At 69.2% G+C, this 16,711-nt stretch carries 15 protein-coding genes; 3 read left to right on the top strand and 12 right to left on the bottom strand.

Annotation, left to right across the window (positions count from 1 at the left end; translation table 11 throughout):
• Positions 1-63 precede the first annotated feature (63 nt).
• The 4 genes from QTH87_RS19205 to QTH87_RS19190 form a co-directional block, all read right to left on the bottom strand.
• Positions 64-2,583, bottom strand: a complete 2,520-nt coding sequence (locus tag QTH87_RS19205; protein ID WP_286611564.1) for a response regulator — start codon at positions 2,581-2,583, stop codon at positions 64-66.
• Complete coding sequence (locus QTH87_RS19200; protein WP_286611563.1) at positions 2,576-3,034, bottom strand: response regulator; 459 nt, start codon at positions 3,032-3,034, stop codon at positions 2,576-2,578. The genes QTH87_RS19205 and QTH87_RS19200 overlap by 8 nt, the downstream gene beginning before the upstream one ends.
• Entirely contained in the window at positions 3,027-5,261 is a 2,235-nt protein-coding gene (locus tag QTH87_RS19195) for an ATP-binding protein (protein ID WP_286611561.1), read from the bottom strand. Before QTH87_RS19195 ends, QTH87_RS19200 begins: the two co-directional genes overlap by 8 nt.
• Before the next feature lie 180 nt (positions 5,262-5,441).
• Positions 5,442-6,392 carry a LysR family transcriptional regulator gene (locus tag QTH87_RS19190; RefSeq protein WP_286611559.1) on the bottom strand — a complete coding sequence of 317 codons (951 nt, stop codon included), beginning with the start codon at positions 6,390-6,392 and terminating at the stop codon, positions 5,442-5,444.
• A gap of 107 nt (positions 6,393-6,499) precedes the next feature.
• On the opposite strand from QTH87_RS19190, the gene QTH87_RS19185 reads away from it, so the two are divergent.
• Positions 6,500-8,026: a CoA-acylating methylmalonate-semialdehyde dehydrogenase gene (locus QTH87_RS19185; protein WP_286611557.1), complete on the top strand. Its 1,527-nt coding sequence runs from the start codon at positions 6,500-6,502 to the stop codon at positions 8,024-8,026.
• A gap of 19 nt (positions 8,027-8,045) precedes the next feature.
• Here the strand turns inward: QTH87_RS19185 and QTH87_RS19180 are convergent, their stop codons facing one another.
• The 3 genes from QTH87_RS19180 to QTH87_RS19170 all read right to left on the bottom strand — a co-directional run bounded on the left by QTH87_RS19180 (position 8,046) and on the right by QTH87_RS19170 (position 10,942).
• Positions 8,046-8,831 carry a hypothetical protein gene (locus tag QTH87_RS19180; RefSeq protein ID WP_286611555.1) on the bottom strand — a complete coding sequence of 262 codons (786 nt, stop codon included), beginning with the start codon at positions 8,829-8,831 and terminating at the stop codon, positions 8,046-8,048.
• A gap of 296 nt (positions 8,832-9,127) precedes the next feature.
• On the bottom strand, positions 9,128-9,571 hold the full coding sequence (locus QTH87_RS19175) for a hypothetical protein (protein ID WP_286611553.1): 444 nt from the start codon (positions 9,569-9,571) through the stop codon (positions 9,128-9,130).
• 132 nt (positions 9,572-9,703) lie between these two features.
• Positions 9,704-10,942, bottom strand: a complete 1,239-nt coding sequence (locus QTH87_RS19170; RefSeq protein ID WP_286611552.1) for an acetate/propionate family kinase — start codon at positions 10,940-10,942, stop codon at positions 9,704-9,706.
• 92 nt (positions 10,943-11,034) lie between these two features.
• Between QTH87_RS19170 and QTH87_RS19165 the strand changes: the two genes are divergently transcribed.
• Positions 11,035-11,988: a phosphate acetyltransferase gene (locus tag QTH87_RS19165; protein WP_286611550.1), complete on the top strand. Its 954-nt coding sequence runs from the start codon at positions 11,035-11,037 to the stop codon at positions 11,986-11,988.
• A 10-nt stretch (positions 11,989-11,998) separates the two neighbouring features.
• On the opposite strand, the gene QTH87_RS19160 is transcribed toward QTH87_RS19165, so the two are convergent.
• Positions 11,999-12,418, bottom strand: coding sequence for a hypothetical protein (locus QTH87_RS19160; protein ID WP_286611549.1), 420 nt, complete (start codon positions 12,416-12,418; stop codon positions 11,999-12,001).
• A gap of 115 nt (positions 12,419-12,533) precedes the next feature.
• Here QTH87_RS19160 and QTH87_RS19155 point away from each other — a divergent pair, with 115 nt between their 5' ends.
• Positions 12,534-12,800 (top strand): hypothetical protein, encoded by a 267-nt coding sequence (locus tag QTH87_RS19155; protein ID WP_286611547.1) that lies wholly within the window; start codon positions 12,534-12,536, stop codon positions 12,798-12,800.
• 31 nt (positions 12,801-12,831) lie between these two features.
• Here QTH87_RS19155 and QTH87_RS19150 read toward each other — a convergent pair whose 3' ends face one another.
• The 4 genes from QTH87_RS19150 to QTH87_RS19135 all read right to left on the bottom strand — a co-directional run bounded on the left by QTH87_RS19150 (position 12,832) and on the right by QTH87_RS19135 (position 16,691).
• Positions 12,832-13,797, bottom strand: a complete 966-nt coding sequence (locus tag QTH87_RS19150; protein WP_286611545.1) for a helix-hairpin-helix domain-containing protein — start codon at positions 13,795-13,797, stop codon at positions 12,832-12,834.
• 163 nt (positions 13,798-13,960) lie between these two features.
• A complete protein-coding gene (locus tag QTH87_RS19145) occupies positions 13,961-14,917 on the bottom strand; it encodes a LysR family transcriptional regulator (RefSeq protein ID WP_286611543.1) in 957 nt (318 codons plus the stop codon).
• An 83-nt stretch (positions 14,918-15,000) separates the two neighbouring features.
• Complete coding sequence (locus QTH87_RS19140) at positions 15,001-15,327, bottom strand: DUF4387 domain-containing protein (protein WP_286611540.1); 327 nt, start codon at positions 15,325-15,327, stop codon at positions 15,001-15,003.
• Positions 15,327-16,691 (bottom strand): acyclic terpene utilization AtuA family protein, encoded by a 1,365-nt coding sequence (locus tag QTH87_RS19135; RefSeq protein WP_286611538.1) that lies wholly within the window; start codon positions 16,689-16,691, stop codon positions 15,327-15,329. Before QTH87_RS19135 ends, QTH87_RS19140 begins: the two co-directional genes overlap by 1 nt.
• Positions 16,692-16,711: the final 20 nt, after the last annotated feature.

The following is a 16,711-nucleotide window of genomic DNA, read 5'->3' as shown; positions in this document are numbered from 1 at the left end:
CGTCCAGCCGCCGATGCAGTTCGGCGGTACGGCCGCGAAGGGCCTGGAGAACGGGCGGCGCGCTCAGATCAGCTCCTTCACACGCCGCGCCAGCACGTCCATCTCGAACGGCTTCGTCATGACGTGCATGCCGGGCGCCAGGTGGCCGTGGCTCAGCACCGCGTTCTCGGCATAGCCCGTGATGAAGAGCACCTTGAGGCCGGGTCGCGCCAGCCGGGCCGCGTCGGCCACCTGGCGCCCGTTCATGCCACCCGGCAGGCCCACGTCGGTCACCAGCAGGTCGATCCGCTGGTCCGACTGCAGCAGCTTGAGCGCCTCGGCCCCATCGCCGGCCTCGAGCGTGGCGTAGCCGAGCTCCTGCATGGCCTCGACGATCAGCATGCGGATGGCGCTCTCGTCGTCGACCACCAGCACGGTGTCTCCCTGGTCGGCGCGCGGCGCCTCGGACTCGGGCGGCAGCGTCTCGGGCACTGGCTCGGCGGCCATGTTGCGCGGCAGGTAGATGCACACCATGGTGCCCTGGCCGACCTCGGAGTAGATGCGCACCTGGCCGCCAGACTGCTTCGCGAAGCCGTAGATCATCGACAGGCCGAGCCCGGTCCCCATGCCGATCGGCTTCGTCGTGAAGAAGGGATCGAAGGCCCGTGCCACCACCTCGGGCGTCATGCCGACGCCGTTGTCGCTCACGCACAGCGATACATACTGGCCCGGCGCGAGATCGCGAGCGCGCGCGGTGCGCGAATCGATCCAGCGATTGGCGGTCTCGATCGTGAGCTTGCCGCCCTCGGGCATGGCGTCGCGCGCGTTGATGCACAGGTTCAGCAGCGCGCTCTCGAGCTGGCTTGGATCGGCCAGCACCGGCCACAGTCCGACCGCCGCCACCGACTCGAGCGCGATCTGCGGCCCCATCGTGCGGCGCACCAGATCTTCCATGTCGGCCACCAGGCGGTTCGCATCGAGCGGCTTGGGAGCCAGCGTCTGCCGCCGCGAGAAGGCCAGCAGCCGGTGCGTGAGCGCCGCCGCCCGCCGGGCTGCGCCCTGGGCCACGTCGACGTAGCGGTCGATGTCGGCGTATCGGCCCTCGAGCCCGCGCCGCCGCATCAGCTCGAGGCTGCCCGAGATCGCTGCCAGCAGATTGTTGAAGTCGTGCGCCAGGCCGCCCGTGAGCTGGCCGACGGCCTCGAGTTTCTGGCTCTGGCGCAGCTGCTCGCGCGCGGCCTCGAGCTCGGCCGCACGCTCCTTCTGCTCGGTAATGTCGCGCGCGGCCGTGTAGAGCAGGCCTTCGTCGGGCACAGCGGTCCACGACAGCCAGCAGTAGCCGCCGGCCTTGGTTCGCCAGCGGTTCTCGAAGCCGAGCGTGCGCTCGCCCTGCGCAAGCCGCAGCAGTTCGGCCTCGGTGGCTGCCAGGTCGTCAGGATGGACGAAGCTGCGGAACGGCAGCGCGCGCAGCTCCTCGCGGGTCCATCCGAGCACCGGTTCCCAGGCCGGATTGACGCTCTCGAAATAGCCGCGCGCATTGGCCACGCCTAGCAGATCCTGGCTCAGCGCCCAGGTGCGGTCGCGCTCGCGCGTGCGCTCGGCCACCTGGCGCTCGAGCGAATCGGCGAATGCCCTGAGCTCGCCCTGGGCTTCGCGCCGAGCCACTGCCGTGCGCACCCGGTCGCCCACCTCGCGCACGAATTCCACCTCGCCTTCGGGCCACGCCCGCGCCTGTCCGTGGTTGAGGTACAGCAGGCCCACCAGCCCGCTCTTCTCGGTCAGCGGCATGTTGACCACCGCCCGCGCGCTGATGGCTTCGAGCGCGGCCGCGTTGTCGCGTGTACGCGGATCTTCGCGGGCATCGGCGAAGGCCACCGTCACGCCGCGCCGCAGGTCGTCGATGTAGGAACCGTAGTCGCGGAAATGCAGCAGGCCCGCAAGACTGGCGACGCCCGGCGCGCACCAGTCGCGCTCGATCGCGATTGTCTCGGCCACCGTATCGACCACGCCGTAGCCGACCCGGTCGACCTCGAGCTCGCGACCCAGCATCTCGGACGCCGCGAAAGCGATGTCGCCCGGATCGTCCATGTCGCGGATGCGGTCGCCCAGCTCGATCAGCGCCAGCCGGCGCGTCTCGGCCCGTGCGAAGCCGGCATTGGCATCGCGCAGGCGGCGCTGTGCGTCTTCGCGGCCCGCGCGGTCTCGGCTCTCCTGCAGCGCGCGTTCGAGAACCAGGGGCAGGCGCGCCAGCCGGTCCTTGCTCACGTAGTCGGTGGCGCCTCGCTTGAGAAGCTCGACCGCGTTGTCCTCGCCGATCACGCCCGAGACGAAGATGAAGGGCACGCCCGGCGCCTGGCGCAGCGCGATCTGGAGCGCATGCTCACCGGAGAAACCCGGCAGTTCGTAGTCGGAAAGGATCAACGTCGGAGGCGCGCCCGACAGGGCTTCGATGAAGGCAGCCTCGTTGTCGACCACGCGCGTCCTGGCCGCGGGTTGCGCGACGCGCAGCGCCTCGGTCAGCAGCTCGGCATCGAAGCGCGAATCCTCGAGGATCAGGAATTCCGGACGCGACGCAGCGCCCGGCGTTGGGACGTCATCAGCCATTGCGCCTCGCCGCCTTGAGCGAGCCCGGAGGCGGTTCGTTGAGCACGGCCCAGAAGACGCCCAGGTCGGCGATCGCCGAGACGAACTGCTCGAAGATCACGGGCTTCACCACATACGCATTGACGCCCAGCTCGTAGCTCTTGACGACGTCCGCCTCTTCCTGCGATGAGGTCAGCATGACCACCGGCACGCTGCGCAGCGAAGCATCGGCGCGCACCTCGCGCAGCACCTCGAGGCCGGTGAGCTTGGGCAGCTTGAGATCGAGCAGGATCACGGCCGGATTGCCGACGTCGCGCTGCGCATGCTCGCCCTCGCGCCGCAGGTATTCGAGGGCCTGCGCGCCGTCGCGCACCACGACCACGTCGTTGGCGAGCTGGCTGCGCTCGAGCGCGATCAGCGTCAGTTCGAGGTCGCGCCGGTCGTCCTCGACCAGCAGGATGGGCTTAAGCATCTTCGTCTTCTCCATGAACGGGAACCGGCTCGCCGAGAGCCGGAGCGGTTGGCAGCAGCAGGCCGAAGGTCGCACCGCGGCCCGGCTCGCCGCGTGCCCATACACGGCCGCCGTGCCTTTCGACGATGCGCTTGACGTTGGCAAGCCCGATGCCCGTGCCTTCGAACTCATCGACGTGGTGAAGCCGCTGGAAGACGCCGAACAGCTTGTCGACGTAGCTCATCTGGAAGCCGACGCCGTTGTCCTCGACCTCGATGCCTTCGCCGTCGTCCGCGTGAACCGCGCGCACCGTGATGCGCGCCGGGCTGCGGCCGCGCGAATACTTGAGCGCGTTGGCCAGCAGGTTGCGCAGCGCGACCTGCAGGAGCAGAGGATCGGCGTCGAGCGAAGGGAGATCGGGCGCGATGTGCCATTCGATCTCGCGCACGGGCTCGTGGCGCACCAGTTCACGCACCAGGGCGTCGACCAGCTGCGAGGTATCGACCCGTCGCCGCTTGATCGAGGCGCGCCCCATGCGCGAGAAGTCGAGCAGCGCATCGACCAGCAGGCCCGCGAAGGCCGAGGCCTCCTTGACGTTGTCCAGGTAGCGCCGGGCGCGTTCGCTGAGCTGGCTGCCTTCCTGCGCCAGCACCAGGTCGACGTAGCCGGAGATGTGGCGCATCGGGGCCCGCAGATCGTGCGAGACGGTGTATGAGAACGCCTCGAGCTCCTTGTTCACGCGCCCGAGCTCGGTTGCGACGGCGGCGAGCTCCTCGGCCCGGCGCAGCACGATCCCGATCAGCGCCTGGCGCAGCTCGCCGGCAGCACCGATCTCGGCCGCCGTCCAGGCATCGGAACGGCCGCCGATGTGCTCGACCCAGCTCCGGAAGCTCAGCCGCGGCAGGATGCGGCCATCGGCCCGCTCGGCCTTTCGCGGCTCGCCGGCCCATCTCACGGTCTGCACCATCTCGGGCCGGAACCACAGGATCATGTGGCGGTGCACCTGGGAGATCGAGACCGCAAGCACGCCGGCCGCCTTGTCCTCGAACGCGCGCGCCGGCGCGAAGGTCGAGGCCAGTGCATCGCTGCGATAGACCTCCAGGCCCATGCCCGAGATCCATTGCGCGAGCTCGAGGATCTGCGCCTTGGCAGGCACCTCGCCGACGCTCCACACCGCCTCGTCGAGTACCACGGCTGCCCCCGTGGCGCGCGCCAGCCGCAGGATGGGCGCCGGATCGGCCACCAGCCGCTGCAACGTGGCGTCGCTGTCGGCCAGCCGGGACACCATCTCGAGCGTGATCTGGCGCAGCTCGAGCCGCTCGGCCACGAGCTGGTTGGCGGCCTTCGACTGGATCTGCAACGCCAGGAGCTGCCCCAGATGCTCGCAGGCCAGCCGGGTTGCGCTGTCGAGCAGCCGCGGTGCGTGGTCGTGGCATGAGATCAGCCCCCACAACCGGCCGTCGACCACGATCGACACCGAGGCCGAGGCCAGCGTGCCCATGTTGCGCATGTATTCGAGATGGACCGGCGACACGCTGCGCAGCTGAGCCTGAGAAAGGTCAATGCCGCCCGCTACGCAATCCGGCGCCGCGGCCAGCAGGGGCACCGGCTCGTAGAAGGCGTCCGCGATCAGACGGAAGCGGTTGGACAGGTACAGCGCGCGCGCCTGCTGCGGGATGTCGCTGGCCGGAAAGCGATGGCCTGCATAGCTGTCGTAACCGGCATCGAGCGCCTCGCCGAGCACTTCGCCGTGGCCGGCCGCATCGAAACGGTAGGTCAGGCAGCGGCCGAAGCCGGTCAGGCGCTTCATCTCCACGGCCGCCAGTCCGGCCAGTTGCTCGATGGTCTCGGTTTCCTGCAGCCGCGGCAGGAAGACACGGGTCAGCGAATGGATGGGCGCGTCACGCGGCCCGCCGCGCGAGCCGTCCTCGAACTCGAAGATCAGGTGTTCCGACGAACGATGGGCGGAGACATCGAAGAACCTGCCGCCGACCGGGAGCATGCCCAGCAGGACGGGCGACGCACCGGGTTCCAGCACCGCGAGATCGAATTGACTCAACGCCGAGACGGCGCGATCGCGCTCTTCGCCCTCAGGCCAGTTTTCGCTGAATGCAACGAGCGACAGCGTGCCCGGCAGCAGTACCAGCAAGCGCCCGTGCGGCTGGATGGCACCGGGCGTGCGTATCGGCTCCCGGTCGCACACCGACAGGTCGGGGGGCGCGGGGGCGAGCGCTTCGCGTCGAGACATGGATTCGATGGAAGCTTCACTCATGCGCGGCAAGGGCCCTTCGGCCTGGGGATTCCTCTGACGAAAGCCCACATGATCGCAGCGGCGGCCGCATTCCCGGGTCGGCGGCTTCCTACACGCTTGTACGCCGGGCGCCCTCGTGCAGTGCGGCGAGGCGCCGCAACCCCGCCGAGTGCCTACTCAGCCCGGTCGCACGGCGAACCCGTCCGCGAAAGCCTCGCGCAGATGGGCCACGAACTGGGTCAGGGCCCGCGGCACATGCAGCGCATACGGTCGGATCGCGTGGATGCGGTCGGCGAAGGCACCCACCGGCGACCAGTCGGGCAGCACTTGGACCAGCTGGCCGGTGCGCAATGCCGCCTGGGCGCTGAAGTCGGGAAGCAGCGCGATGCCGAGCCCGGCCTGGGCGGCGTCGCGCAGCGCCTCGCTGTTGTTGACCGCCATCGGCCCTGCGATCGGCACCGTCACGCGGCCGGCCGCGCGGCTGCGCGCACCGTTGGGCTCGAACGACCAGACCTTCTCGTCCGGACCGCGCGGATAGTGCAGGCAGGCATGGTCCGCGAGGTCGGCCGGCGACGTCGGCACGCCGCTGCGGCGCAGATAGGCGCGGCTCGCGACCAGCACCGAGGCCGTGCGGCACAGGAGCCAGGCCACGTGGGTGTCGGGCGCGCTGGCCGAATGGCGGATCGCGAGATCGAAGCCTTCGGTGGCCAGCGAGTTGAGCCGGTCGGACAGCTCGAGCTCGATCCGGATCGAGGGATGCGCGCGCAGGAACTCGGCCACGCGCGGCACGACCTGCTGGCGCCCGAGTGCCACCGGCGCCGTGACCCGCAGCAGGCCGGCCGGCGTCTCCGCCTGGTCGCGGCTGTCGAGGAAGCTGTGCGCGATCTGCCTGAAGGGCTCGCGCGTCTGGTCGACCAGCCGCTGGCCGGCCTCGGTCAGGCGCATGCTGCGCGTGGTGCGGCGCACCAGCGCCACGCCCACTGCGCGCTCGAGCTGCGCGATGCGCTGGCTCATGGCCGCCTTGCTGACGCCGAGCCGGGCGGCTGCAGCGGTGTAGCTGCCCTGCTCGGCCAGCACCACGAGCCAGTGGAGATGCGACCACAGCGTTTCGACATTCTCGGATTTCATTGCTCGATTGTTTACCAAAATGAACAATGAGTTCGGCTGCCGGGACTAGGCAGCAGGCGCGCGGCTTCCTAGACTGACGCCCTGCCCCCAGCCTCCACGGAACCATCATGACCTCTGCATCGACCTCGCTCCCCGTCATCGCCCACTTCGTCGGCGGGCAGAAATCCGCAGGCAGCGCCACGCGCGCCCAGGACGTCTTCAACCCTGCCACCGGACGTGCGAGCGGCCGGGTGGCACTGGCCAACGTCTCCGACGTCGACGCCGCGGTCGCGGCCGCGCAGGCCGCCTTCCCGGCCTGGGCCGACACGCCGCCGCTGCGCCGGGCGCGCGTGATGTTCAAGTTCCTCGAACTGCTCAACCAGCACCGCGACGAACTCGCCCACCTGATCACGGCCGAGCACGGCAAGGTCTTCACCGATGCCCAGGGCGAGGTCACGCGCGGCATCGACATCGTCGAGTTCGCCTGCGGCATCCCGCAGCTGCTCAAGGGCGACTTCACCGACCAGGTGTCGACCGGCATCGACAACTGGACGCTGCGCCAGCCGCTCGGCGTGGTGGCCGGCATCACGCCGTTCAACTTCCCGGTCATGGTGCCGATGTGGATGTTCCCGGTCGCGATCGCGGCCGGCAACACCTTCGTGCTCAAGCCCAGCCCGACCGATCCGAGCCCGTCGCTGCGCATGGCCGAGCTGCTCAAGGAAGCGGGCCTGCCCGACGGCGTCTTCAACGTGGTGCAGGGCGACAAGGAGGCGGTGGACGCGCTGCTCGTGCATCCCGACGTCAAGGCCGTGAGCTTCGTCGGCTCGACCCCGATCGCCAACTACATCTACGAGACCGGCGCGCGCCACGGCAAGCGCGTGCAGGCGCTCGGCGGCGCCAAGAACCACATGGTCGTGATGCCCGACGCCGACATCGATCAGGCGGTGGACGCCCTCATCGGCGCCGGCTACGGCTCGGCCGGCGAGCGCTGCATGGCGATCTCGGTCGCGGTGCTCGTGGGCGACGTGGCCGACAAGCTGCTGCCCAAGCTGATCGAGCGGACGAAGACGCTGAAGGTGCTCAATGGCACCAACCTCGCCGCCGAGATGGGCCCGATCGTGACCCGCGCGGCGCACGAGCGCATCACGGGCTACATCGCAGAGGGCGTCAAGGAAGGCGCGAAGCTGCTGGTCGACGGCCGCGATTTCGACGCCGCCAAGACCGGCGAAGGCTGCGCCGACGGCTTCTGGATGGGCGGCACGCTGTTCGACCATGTCACGCCCGGCATGCGCATCTACAAGGAAGAGATCTTCGGCCCGGTGCTGTCCTGCGTGCGCGTGCACGATCTGAAGGAAGCGGTGGAGCTGATCAACGACCACGAGTTCGGCAACGGCGTGTCGTGCTTCACGCGCGACGGCAATGTGGCGCGCGAGTTCTCGCGCCGCATCCAGGTCGGCATGGTCGGCATCAACGTGCCGATCCCTGTGCCCATGGCCTGGCACAGCTTCGGCGGCTGGAAGAAGAGCCTCTTCGGCGACATGCACGCCTACGGCGAGGAAGGCGTGCGCTTCTACACCAAGCAGAAGTCGATCATGCAGCGCTGGCCCGAAAGCATCGGCAAGGGTGCCGAGTTCGTGATGCCGACCGCGAAGTAGAACCCCGGCCGGGCAGCGACTACGAACGCACGCCCGGCTCCACGCGGCAATTGCCGAATTCGCAGCGGAACGCGAGTTCTTCGCCGCCGGTGCAGCGCACCCGGTGAAGCTCGTAGCCGCCGCCGCGTTCGACCAGCACCGCGCGCGGCGTGGCGCTGCAGTTCATCGTGGCCGCCAGCTTCTCGACGCCGTAGGTGTCGCGCCCGGTGGGCCGCGCGCCGGGCCGCAGCAGATGCTCGGGCGTGACCTTGTAGCTGGCGCGGTAGTAGTTGCTCAGCGCATCGGACGCCTGGGGCGCGGTGGCCACGCGGACCACGCTCGCGACCTCGACCGGCCTCGCGGGCACACCGGCATAGGGACCGTCGCTGCTCTCCCGGCGGTCGTAAACGCGATCCTCGCCGGCCACCAGCGTGATCCATTCGGGGTACGCATAGGCGGCGCCAGAGACATGATCGACCGTGGCACTGAGCACGCCCCCCACGACGAGACTGACCAGTCCCATGTCCGAGCGCGAGATCACCTTGGCCGTGGCCACCAGCCTGCCCTGCGCCAGGCACTGGATCGACAGATCGTCGCCCGATCGCCGGACCAGGAGCCTGTTCGGGATTGCGGGGGCTGTCGATTCACCGGCGCCGAGCGGGCGGCATTCGACCGGACCGACCGCGCTGCCGTCCACCGAGACCGCATCCACCTTGATGGTCTGCTGCGTGCCGCGCAGAGCCAGCGCACAGCCCGATAGGGTCAGGGCAGCGAATGTGCCGAGCGCGATATGCAGCAGAGCTGAGGTCTGTTTTCGGCAAGCCATAGGATCGGTCGATATCTACCTATGAAAACTCCCCATCGGATATGCTGCCGCCGACTTTGGGCCGCAGACTCGTGAGAGCACCGTGCAGTGCGAACTTTAGACTTACCGTAGAGGTTGTATCTGAAAGTATCGCGCCGAGCGATGGATCATAGGCGCATCACGACCGGTCGTGCGAGCGTCCGCGGACTAGGACAATCCCGAAGTCCGCGCTCGAGTGACGACCGAAATGGCGCTCGCGGCCGATGTCGCGAGCGCCAGCGGCGCGGCGCAACGAGTGCGCCGCCCTCAATTGGGGATCAGTAGCGGCGGTCGCCGCCGCGCAGCGCCGACAGCACCAGCGTGGCAAGCAGTGCACCGGCCGCCGCCGAGATCAGCGAAGCCTTGACCGGTTCATCGGCGATGTACTGCTCGCAGGAGGCGCGGGCGCGCTCGAACTGGCCGCGCACGTCGTGCAGCTTGCGGCCCGCCGCATTGACCGCATCCTTGGCATAGGCGCGCCCCGTGGCCGAAGCGTCGCTCGCGATGTCCCTGGCGTCGCCGGCCAGGCCCTTGACCGTGTCCAACCCTTCGCGACCGGTGGCCTTGGCATCCTCGATGCTGGGGCGGATCGACTGCACCGCCTCGGCACCGACGCGCCTGGCTTCCGCTGCATAGCCCTGCGCGGCTTCGACCGCGTCGCGACCGGTCTGGCGAGCCTCTTCGGCCAGTTGGGCTGGCGTCTTCACGTTGTCTGATTCCATGGCTGTCGTCCCTTCTCTCGAACTGAACGGCGGCACCGCGCCGCCGAAAGCGAAGTATCTGCGCAGCACTCGCCGGTCGGATGTGGGTGCGCGCAGTGGCGGCGCGTAGGGCAACCGGCCGGCCGCACTGGCCTACGACTGCAGCAGCGCGAGCGTGTGGCGCGCGATCATCGATTCCTCGTCGGTCGGAACGACCCAGGCCGAGCAGCGGCCATCGGCGCCGGTGTCGATGCGCGGGCCGCCCGCGGCGTTGGCCGCCTCGTCGATCGTCAGGCCGAGCCATCCCAGGGCGTCGATCACGCGCCGCCGCAGCTCTGCATCGTGCTCGCCGATGCCGGCCGTGAAGACCACGCCGTCGAGGCCACCCATGGCGGCCGCGAGCGAGCCGATCTCGCGCACGATGCGATAGGCCATGAGTTCGATCGCGAGCCGCGCGCGCGGCGCCGTGCTGGCTCGCAGCGCACGCATGTCGCTCGACTCGCCCGATACGCCGAGCAGGCCCGATTCCTTGTAGAGCAGCCGCTCGATGGACTTGGCGTCCATGCCGCGTTCCTGCATCAGGTAGAGCAGCACGCCGGCATCGATCGCGCCGCAGCGCGTGCCCATCGGCAGGCCGTCGAGCGCGGAGAAGCTCATGCTGCTCGCGACGCTGCGACCCGCCTTCAGCGCGCAGGCGCTGGCGCCGTTGCCCAGGTGCAGCACGACCACGCGGCCGGCCGCCAGCTGCGGCGCCAGCGCAGGTAGCCGCGAGGCGATGTACTCGTAGGACAGGCCGTGGAAGCCGTAGCGCCGCACACCGCTCTCGAACAGCTCGAAGGGCAGCGCGAACATCTGCGCCAGCTCCGGGTTGTCGCGGTGGAAGGCGGTGTCGAAGCAGGCCACCTGCGGCACGCCGGGCAGGGCCTCGAACGCCAGCCGGATCGGCGACAGGTTGTTCGGCTGGTGCAGCGGCGCCAGCGGCGTCAGCGCCTCGAGCTGCTGCAGCACCTCGGGCGTGACCACCACCGGACGGGCGAACGCCGGGCCGCCATGCACCACGCGATGGCCGACGCCACGCAACACCATGCCCGGCACCAGTTCGCGCACGAAGCCGATCGCGTGATGCAGCGCGGCGTCGTGGCCGAGCGACGCGCCGCCGCCCCACGCGCGATGGCCGATGCGCCGGCCGGCGGCATCGGTGGCGCTGAATTCGGGCGCCGTATCGAGGCCTTCGACCAGCCCGCGCATCACCAGCTCGAGGCCTTCGGGCCCGCGCAGCGCGTACAGCGAGAACTTGAGGCTCGAGGAGCCGGCATTGGCGACCGCGACCATATCGCCGGCGGCAGCGGATGCGGTGGCGGTTCCCGGCGATGATGTGGAGGCGTTGTGCATGACTGGCGGCTCGGATCCAGGGGTCTTGAAGACGAAACGCCGAGCATGCACTATGCGGACTTCACCGCCTCCCGTCCACATCCGGAACCTGCATGGAACACTCGTCCGCTCCCGCCCATCCCCACTACGATCGCCTGATCGTCGCCGCCCGCAAGCTGCCTCCGCTGCGCGTGGCGGTGGTGCACCCGGCCAACGAGGTGTCGCTCGACGCGGCGCTCGCATCGGTTCGGCTCGGCCTCATCACGGCGGTGCTCATCGGCCCGCGTGCCCGCATCGAGGCCGCCGCGAAGTCGATCGGCGCCGATCTCTCGGCCCTCCGGATCGTCGACGCGCCACACAGCCATGCCGCCGCCGAGGCAGCGGTCGCGATGGCGCTGCGCGGCGAAGTCGATGCGCTCATGAAGGGCAGCCTGCACACCGACGAGCTGATGGCTGCCGTCGTGCGCCGCGAGGGCGGCCTTCGCACCTCGCGCCGCATCAGCCACTGCTTCGTGATGGACGTGCCGAACCATGCGCAGCCGCTGATCATCTCGGACGCTGCGATCAACATCGCGCCCACGCTCGAGGAGAAGGTCGACATCGTGCAGAACGCGATCGACCTCGCGCATGCGCTGCAGCTGCCCGCGGTGCGCGTGGCGCTGCTGTCGGCGACCGAGAGCGTCAATCCGAAGGTGCCGTCGACCCTCGACGCGGCGGCGCTCTGCAAGATGGCCGACCGCGGCCAGATCACCGGGGCGGTGCTCGACGGGCCGCTCGCCATGGACAACGCGATCGATCCCGAGGCCGCGCGCATCAAGGGCATCGTGTCGCCCGTGGCGGGCCGGGCCAACGTGCTGATCGTGCCCGACCTCGATGCCGGCAACATGCTGGCCAAGAGCCTGAGCTTCCTGGCGGGCGCCTATGCCGCAGGCATCGTGCTGGGCGCCAGGGTGCCCGTGATCCTCACCAGCCGCGCCGACTCCGAAGCCGCGCGGCTGGCCTCCTGCGCGGTGGCCTCGATGCTCGCGAAGGCGGCGCGCGAGGGGTCGATCAAGGCGGTGGGCTGAGCTCGCGCCGCTAGCGGATTCGCGTCACCGTGACACCCACGGCGCCGTGGTTGTTGAGGTAGGCGAACCAGGCATCGTTGGCAAACAGGCACAGCTCGGGCGCCACGTCGTGGCTCTGGCCCTCGTAGGTCCATTCGGCATGCATGCCGATCGGGAACAGGTGGTTGTCGTTGCGGCCGATCGCGCCCACCAGCTGGAACCAGCGCGCCTGCTTGCAGCGCAGCGCCCACAGGGCCAGCGACTGCGCGAAGCTCGGCTCCATGCGCCCGTCCGCGCTCGACGCCAGGTGCCAGTCGACCCAGCGGCCGTCGTCCGCGGCGATCGCGTAGGTCTCGCCCGGCGCCAGCAGCACGCCGGTGGGGTTGTAGTAGCTGGCACTGGCGACCGACAGCGGTCCCGAAGAATCCCCGATGGCGAGATACCTGGGCATGGCGCACCTCCATGGCGTGGCGTTCAGATCGTTGTTGTACTCCTTCCGGGCTTCATGCGGACGGGCTCGCGCCAACATGCACGACCGCCCACCATCCCCCGAGAGAGCAAGCCGCATGGCCAACGAATCCAGCCGACAGGCCGACCAGAAGAAGATGGTGCTCTGCGCTTCCTGCACGGGCATCCAGCGCAACTGGCGCCGCGCACCCGGCCATGCCGAACTCGTGCAGGCGTCGACCCGCAAGGAAGAGCGCAGCGACGGCGAGCACGGCGGCCACACGGTCAACGTCACGAGCTACCGTTGCGCCGCCTGCGGCACGCGCTGGGAATACGAGAACGACAGGACGAACCAGCGCGCCGGCTGGTCGGTGGTCGGTCAGTAGCGCTCGGCGCGCAGCGCGCCCGCGGTCGGCCTCAGACCGCCACGTCGAGGCGCCGGTCGGCTCGACGGCCCGCGTCCGCCGCGCGCGGCGTGCGCCACAGCGACACCACCTGGTCGAGCCGCGGCAGGCCCGGATCGGTCAGCGCGCTCGCGATCCGCGGCGCGAACAGGAACTGCACCGGCGCCGGTCCGACGCGTCCGGGCGGCGATGCACGCACCACCTTCAGGCCGTCGACATGCGACTCGGTCCAGAAGATTTCCTTCCAGGGCGTGCCGGGCGCAAATCCATCGGCCCAGTCGGTGTTGCCCTTGATCCACACCCCGCAGACCGTGCCGAGCCGGCCGCGCCAGGCCGGCGGACAGACGAAGACGCCGGTATCGCCAGGCTTGAGCCTCAGCAGTTGCGACGGATAGGCATAGAGGCCCATCCAGTCCATGCTCTCATTGGCGTTCAGGTCGCGCGCCTGCGCGCTGAGCAGCTTGCGCACCTCGGCGTAGCGCGCGCTGCCGGCGCCTTCGCTCGAAGCGGGCGCGCCCGCGTCGATCTGCACATCCACACCGACCTGGGCCGGTTCGCCCACGTTGGCCATGAAGTCGAGGCCGACGCGGGTCAGGGCCTCGCGCAGGCGGCCGACCGTCTTGGCGCCGATCGCCTCTTCCTGGAGCAGTTCCTGTTCGCTGATGGCAGACAGGTCGTCGATGCAGAAGATGCTGAGCTTCTTGAGCGCTTCCCGGGCGCCGATGCGCATCGAGATCTCGTCGATCGGCGTGTCGGGGCTCAGGTTGGCGGGCATGCTGAAACGCTGCGCGCCGCGCGGCCGCCAGTCGAAGGAGGCGAAGCGGAAGGCCGCGTCGGCAGCAATGCGCTTCTCCCTCAGGGCCGCGGCATGCCGCCGCCTGGCCTCATGGATCGCGCTGCGCAGGGCGCCAAAGCAGGCCAGCAACTCGGCGTCTGGCAGCTGCGCGAGGTCGTCAACGGTACGGATCGTGCATGACATAGGCTTAATTTCCGGCAACTTCGGGAGTTGAATGGAGATTCTGATCTTTTGGATCGATTTGCCTCGCTTGCAGAATCAACGGGCTCGCAGAGTATTGGGGGTCACCCGCCTTCTGTCCATGGCGCACACGGATGAATACTATTCACTTCGTGAATGCTTGCTTTCACGCGTAAGCCCAATCCGCGCCCTCCTGCTTGAAATCGAGGCTCTGGACGACCTGGTCGCGAAACCACATATGGGCGGCATGTCGATGCGTGCGGTCGTGCCACGAGATGTAGATCTCGAGCTCCGGCACCACCACCGGAAGCGGCACCTCGGCGAGGCCGAAGCGATTGCGAAAGCGGGCTGCGAGCGAATGCGGCAACAGCGCCACCATGTCGCTGCGCTCGAGCAGGTGAGGGGCCGTGAGGTAGTTGGGGGTCGTGAAGCGGCGGTTGCGGCGCAGGCCCTGCACGCCGAGCGCCTCGTCGACCGACTCGCCGAAGGAATTGATCGTGTTCGGCATGATCGCCACGTGCTCCAGGCCCGCGAACTCGGCCGGCGACAGCGTGCGGCCGACCGCGCGGTGGCCCGCGCGCGCCACGCAGACGATCCGATCGCGGAACAGCAGCCGATGGCGCAGCTCGCGCAGGCTCGCGGGCAGCATGCCGATGCAGAAATCGACCTCCCCGGCCTCCAGCACCTTGTTGAATTCGGAAGGGTGGACCGGATGCCTGACGGACATCGCGACGCCGGGGTAGTTCGAGCCCAGGTGCTGCACCAGCCGGTCCATGAACAGGCATTCGAGATAGTCGGTCGCCACCATGCGGAACACGTAGCGGCTGGTCTGCGGGTCGAAGGCGACCGCGCTGCCGAGCAGTTCGGTCATCTCGCCAAGGATGCGCTCGGCAAAATCGCGCAACTGGATCGCCTTGGCGGTCGGAATCAGCCCGCTGCCGCCTTTCACGAGGATCGGATCCGCCGTCACCGCACGGAGCTGACCGATGGCGCGGCTCATCGCCGGCTGGCTGATCGAGAGGGCTTCGGCGGCGCGCGAGACATGCGACTTCTCTACCAGCGCAACCAGACATTTCAGCAGGTAGAAATTCAGTTCTCCGCTGTCATTTCGCTTCTGCTGCATGCTGCGGATACTAAATCCATTCCTCCGCAGGGCCTTTTCCGCCGCTCCGATCCTTGTCGGAGATCAAGTTTCCTTGCGATGGGTCAGGGCCCGAACCCGCACTCGAGTCCGGCCAGCAGCCCGTGCTGCTGCGCGCCGTAGACGTCGCGGTCGAAGGCCGAGCCGCTGCCGCGCCGGCCCGAGGTGCGCGGGATCGTCACCTTGATCGCGTTCGCGCGCTCGAAAGGAATGATCGATACCGCTTCGGGCGGGACCTCGTACAGCGCGGCCACGACCCGGGCATCGAGCACGCCGGCCGCCAGCACGCGGCGGCAGGTCTCGCGGTCCGCGAACAGGATGTCGAGCGTGACCTGGAACGGCCCCGCGTTCTTGCTGCGCAGCACGCTCGCCAGATCTTGCAGAGTGGCCATCACACGCGCTCCATGTCGATTGCGAACAGCGCGCGCTGGTCGGCGACGCGCATCAGGTGGTAGACGCTGAACTCGAACACCTCGCCGGCCGCGGTGTCCGAGGGCGAGAACGGGAACGCCAGGTTGCCTGCCGTGGTCTTGCGCCCCGGAAACGGGCAGTGCAGGAACGACGAGCGCGCCAGCGACAGCGCGTGGCTCGCGAGGGCCTGGGTGCGCGCCACCACCTCGAGAAGCACACCGACCTCGTGTGCCGGACGGTGGCGCAGCGGTTCGCGCGCGCCCAGCACGGCGTCGCGGCCGTAGACCTTGAAGTCGATCTGCCAGTCGGCGTCGGCCACACCAGCGCCGAGGTTGCGCCGCACCGCATCGCGCACCGTGGCCTCGATGGTGTCGAGCTGGCCGATGATCGTCGCGTCCCGGATGCCGGCCAGCGCAAAGGCGCGGAAGCCCGCGCTGCGCGCGCCCTCGAGCTTGATCTGCAGCCCCGGCGTGGGCAGGAAGCGCGAGCCGCTGACGCGCACGGTCTGTGCGTCGACCTGCTCGAACTCCGCCTCGCACAGGTCGACCCGGCCCTCGGGCTCGTGCAGCATCAGCGGATCGCCCTGCTCGTACATCGTGTGGGCAGCCACCGATTCGGGCGTGCAGACGCGCCGCCCGGCCAGCGGCCGCACCAGGAAATGGTCGCGCCGCAGGGTGCCCAGAAGGCAGTCGTTGGTGCCCTGCGGCACCGCACACTGGGCACCACATTCCATGATCTTCGCGAGATGCAGCGCCAGCCCCGGATCGAAGCCGCGCGAGATCGGCAATGCGGCATAGATCGCCGTGTCGCAGGCGCGGCCCGCGAGCACCACGTCCGCACCCGCGGCCAGCGCCTCGGCGAAGGGCTCGCAGCCCATCTGGCCGACGATGCGAACGCTGTCGTGTACGTCGGCCTCGGTGAGCGCGGCCACGCCGGGCATGGGCTCAATGCCGCCGCCGTGCAGCGCGTCGAGCACCGCCGAGCGGTCGATCTCGGCATGGATGGTGGCCAGTTTGAAATGCAGCCCCTGCGCGTGGGCGGTCTCGAGCAGCACCTCGCGCACCGCCTGCAGGTTGGGCTCGCCGCCCGCGATGCCAGCCGAGCCGATCACCAGCGGCACGCCCGCGCCGCGGGCCGCCGCAAGCGCGAACGAGAGGTCGCGCTGCACCTGCTCGCGCCGCACCATCGAGGTTCCGCTGCCAAGGTAGTAGGGGCCGGCATCGGTGGAGCCGGCGTCGGCACCGAACATGTGGGGCCGGGCGTCGACGCCGCGCTGCAGGCTTTCGACTTCGAAGCCGTAGCCCAGACAGCCGTTGAGCGCGACGATGCGCAGTTCTTCATTCATGAATGGGCTCTCTCTTTTTT

The sequence above is a fragment of the Variovorax jilinensis genome, assembly GCF_030316885.1.
In the GTDB taxonomy this organism is placed as follows: Bacteria; Pseudomonadota; Gammaproteobacteria; order Burkholderiales; family Burkholderiaceae_C; genus Variovorax; species Variovorax jilinensis.
This window is presented reverse-complemented; position numbering and strand designations above follow the sequence as displayed.

Excerpts from the sequence above, each read along its gene's own strand:
- QTH87_RS19145 (WP_286611543.1), bottom strand. The coding sequence starts at position 14,917 with ATGCAGCAGAAGCGAAATGACAGCGGAGAACTGAATTTCTACCTGCTG.
- QTH87_RS19195 (WP_286611561.1), bottom strand. The coding sequence starts at position 5,261 with ATGTCTCGACGCGAAGCGCTCGCCCCCGCGCCCCCCGACCTGTCGGTG.
- QTH87_RS19190 (WP_286611559.1), bottom strand. The coding sequence starts at position 6,392 with ATGAAATCCGAGAATGTCGAAACGCTGTGGTCGCATCTCCACTGGCTC.
- QTH87_RS19165 (WP_286611550.1), top strand. The coding sequence starts at position 11,035 with ATGGAACACTCGTCCGCTCCCGCCCATCCCCACTACGATCGCCTGATC.
- QTH87_RS19175 (WP_286611553.1), bottom strand. The coding sequence starts at position 9,571 with ATGGAATCAGACAACGTGAAGACGCCAGCCCAACTGGCCGAAGAGGCT.
- QTH87_RS19185 (WP_286611557.1), top strand. The coding sequence starts at position 6,500 with ATGACCTCTGCATCGACCTCGCTCCCCGTCATCGCCCACTTCGTCGGC.
- QTH87_RS19200 (WP_286611563.1), bottom strand. The coding sequence starts at position 3,034 with ATGCTTAAGCCCATCCTGCTGGTCGAGGACGACCGGCGCGACCTCGAA.
- QTH87_RS19205 (WP_286611564.1), bottom strand. The coding sequence starts at position 2,583 with ATGGCTGATGACGTCCCAACGCCGGGCGCTGCGTCGCGTCCGGAATTC.
- QTH87_RS19160 (WP_286611549.1), bottom strand. The coding sequence starts at position 12,418 with ATGCCCAGGTATCTCGCCATCGGGGATTCTTCGGGACCGCTGTCGGTC.
- QTH87_RS19180 (WP_286611555.1), bottom strand. The coding sequence starts at position 8,831 with ATGGCTTGCCGAAAACAGACCTCAGCTCTGCTGCATATCGCGCTCGGC.
- QTH87_RS19155 (WP_286611547.1), top strand. The coding sequence starts at position 12,534 with ATGGCCAACGAATCCAGCCGACAGGCCGACCAGAAGAAGATGGTGCTC.
- QTH87_RS19135 (WP_286611538.1), bottom strand. The coding sequence starts at position 16,691 with ATGAATGAAGAACTGCGCATCGTCGCGCTCAACGGCTGTCTGGGCTAC.
- QTH87_RS19170 (WP_286611552.1), bottom strand. The coding sequence starts at position 10,942 with ATGCACAACGCCTCCACATCATCGCCGGGAACCGCCACCGCATCCGCT.
- QTH87_RS19150 (WP_286611545.1), bottom strand. The coding sequence starts at position 13,797 with ATGTCATGCACGATCCGTACCGTTGACGACCTCGCGCAGCTGCCAGAC.
- QTH87_RS19140 (WP_286611540.1), bottom strand. The coding sequence starts at position 15,327 with ATGGCCACTCTGCAAGATCTGGCGAGCGTGCTGCGCAGCAAGAACGCG.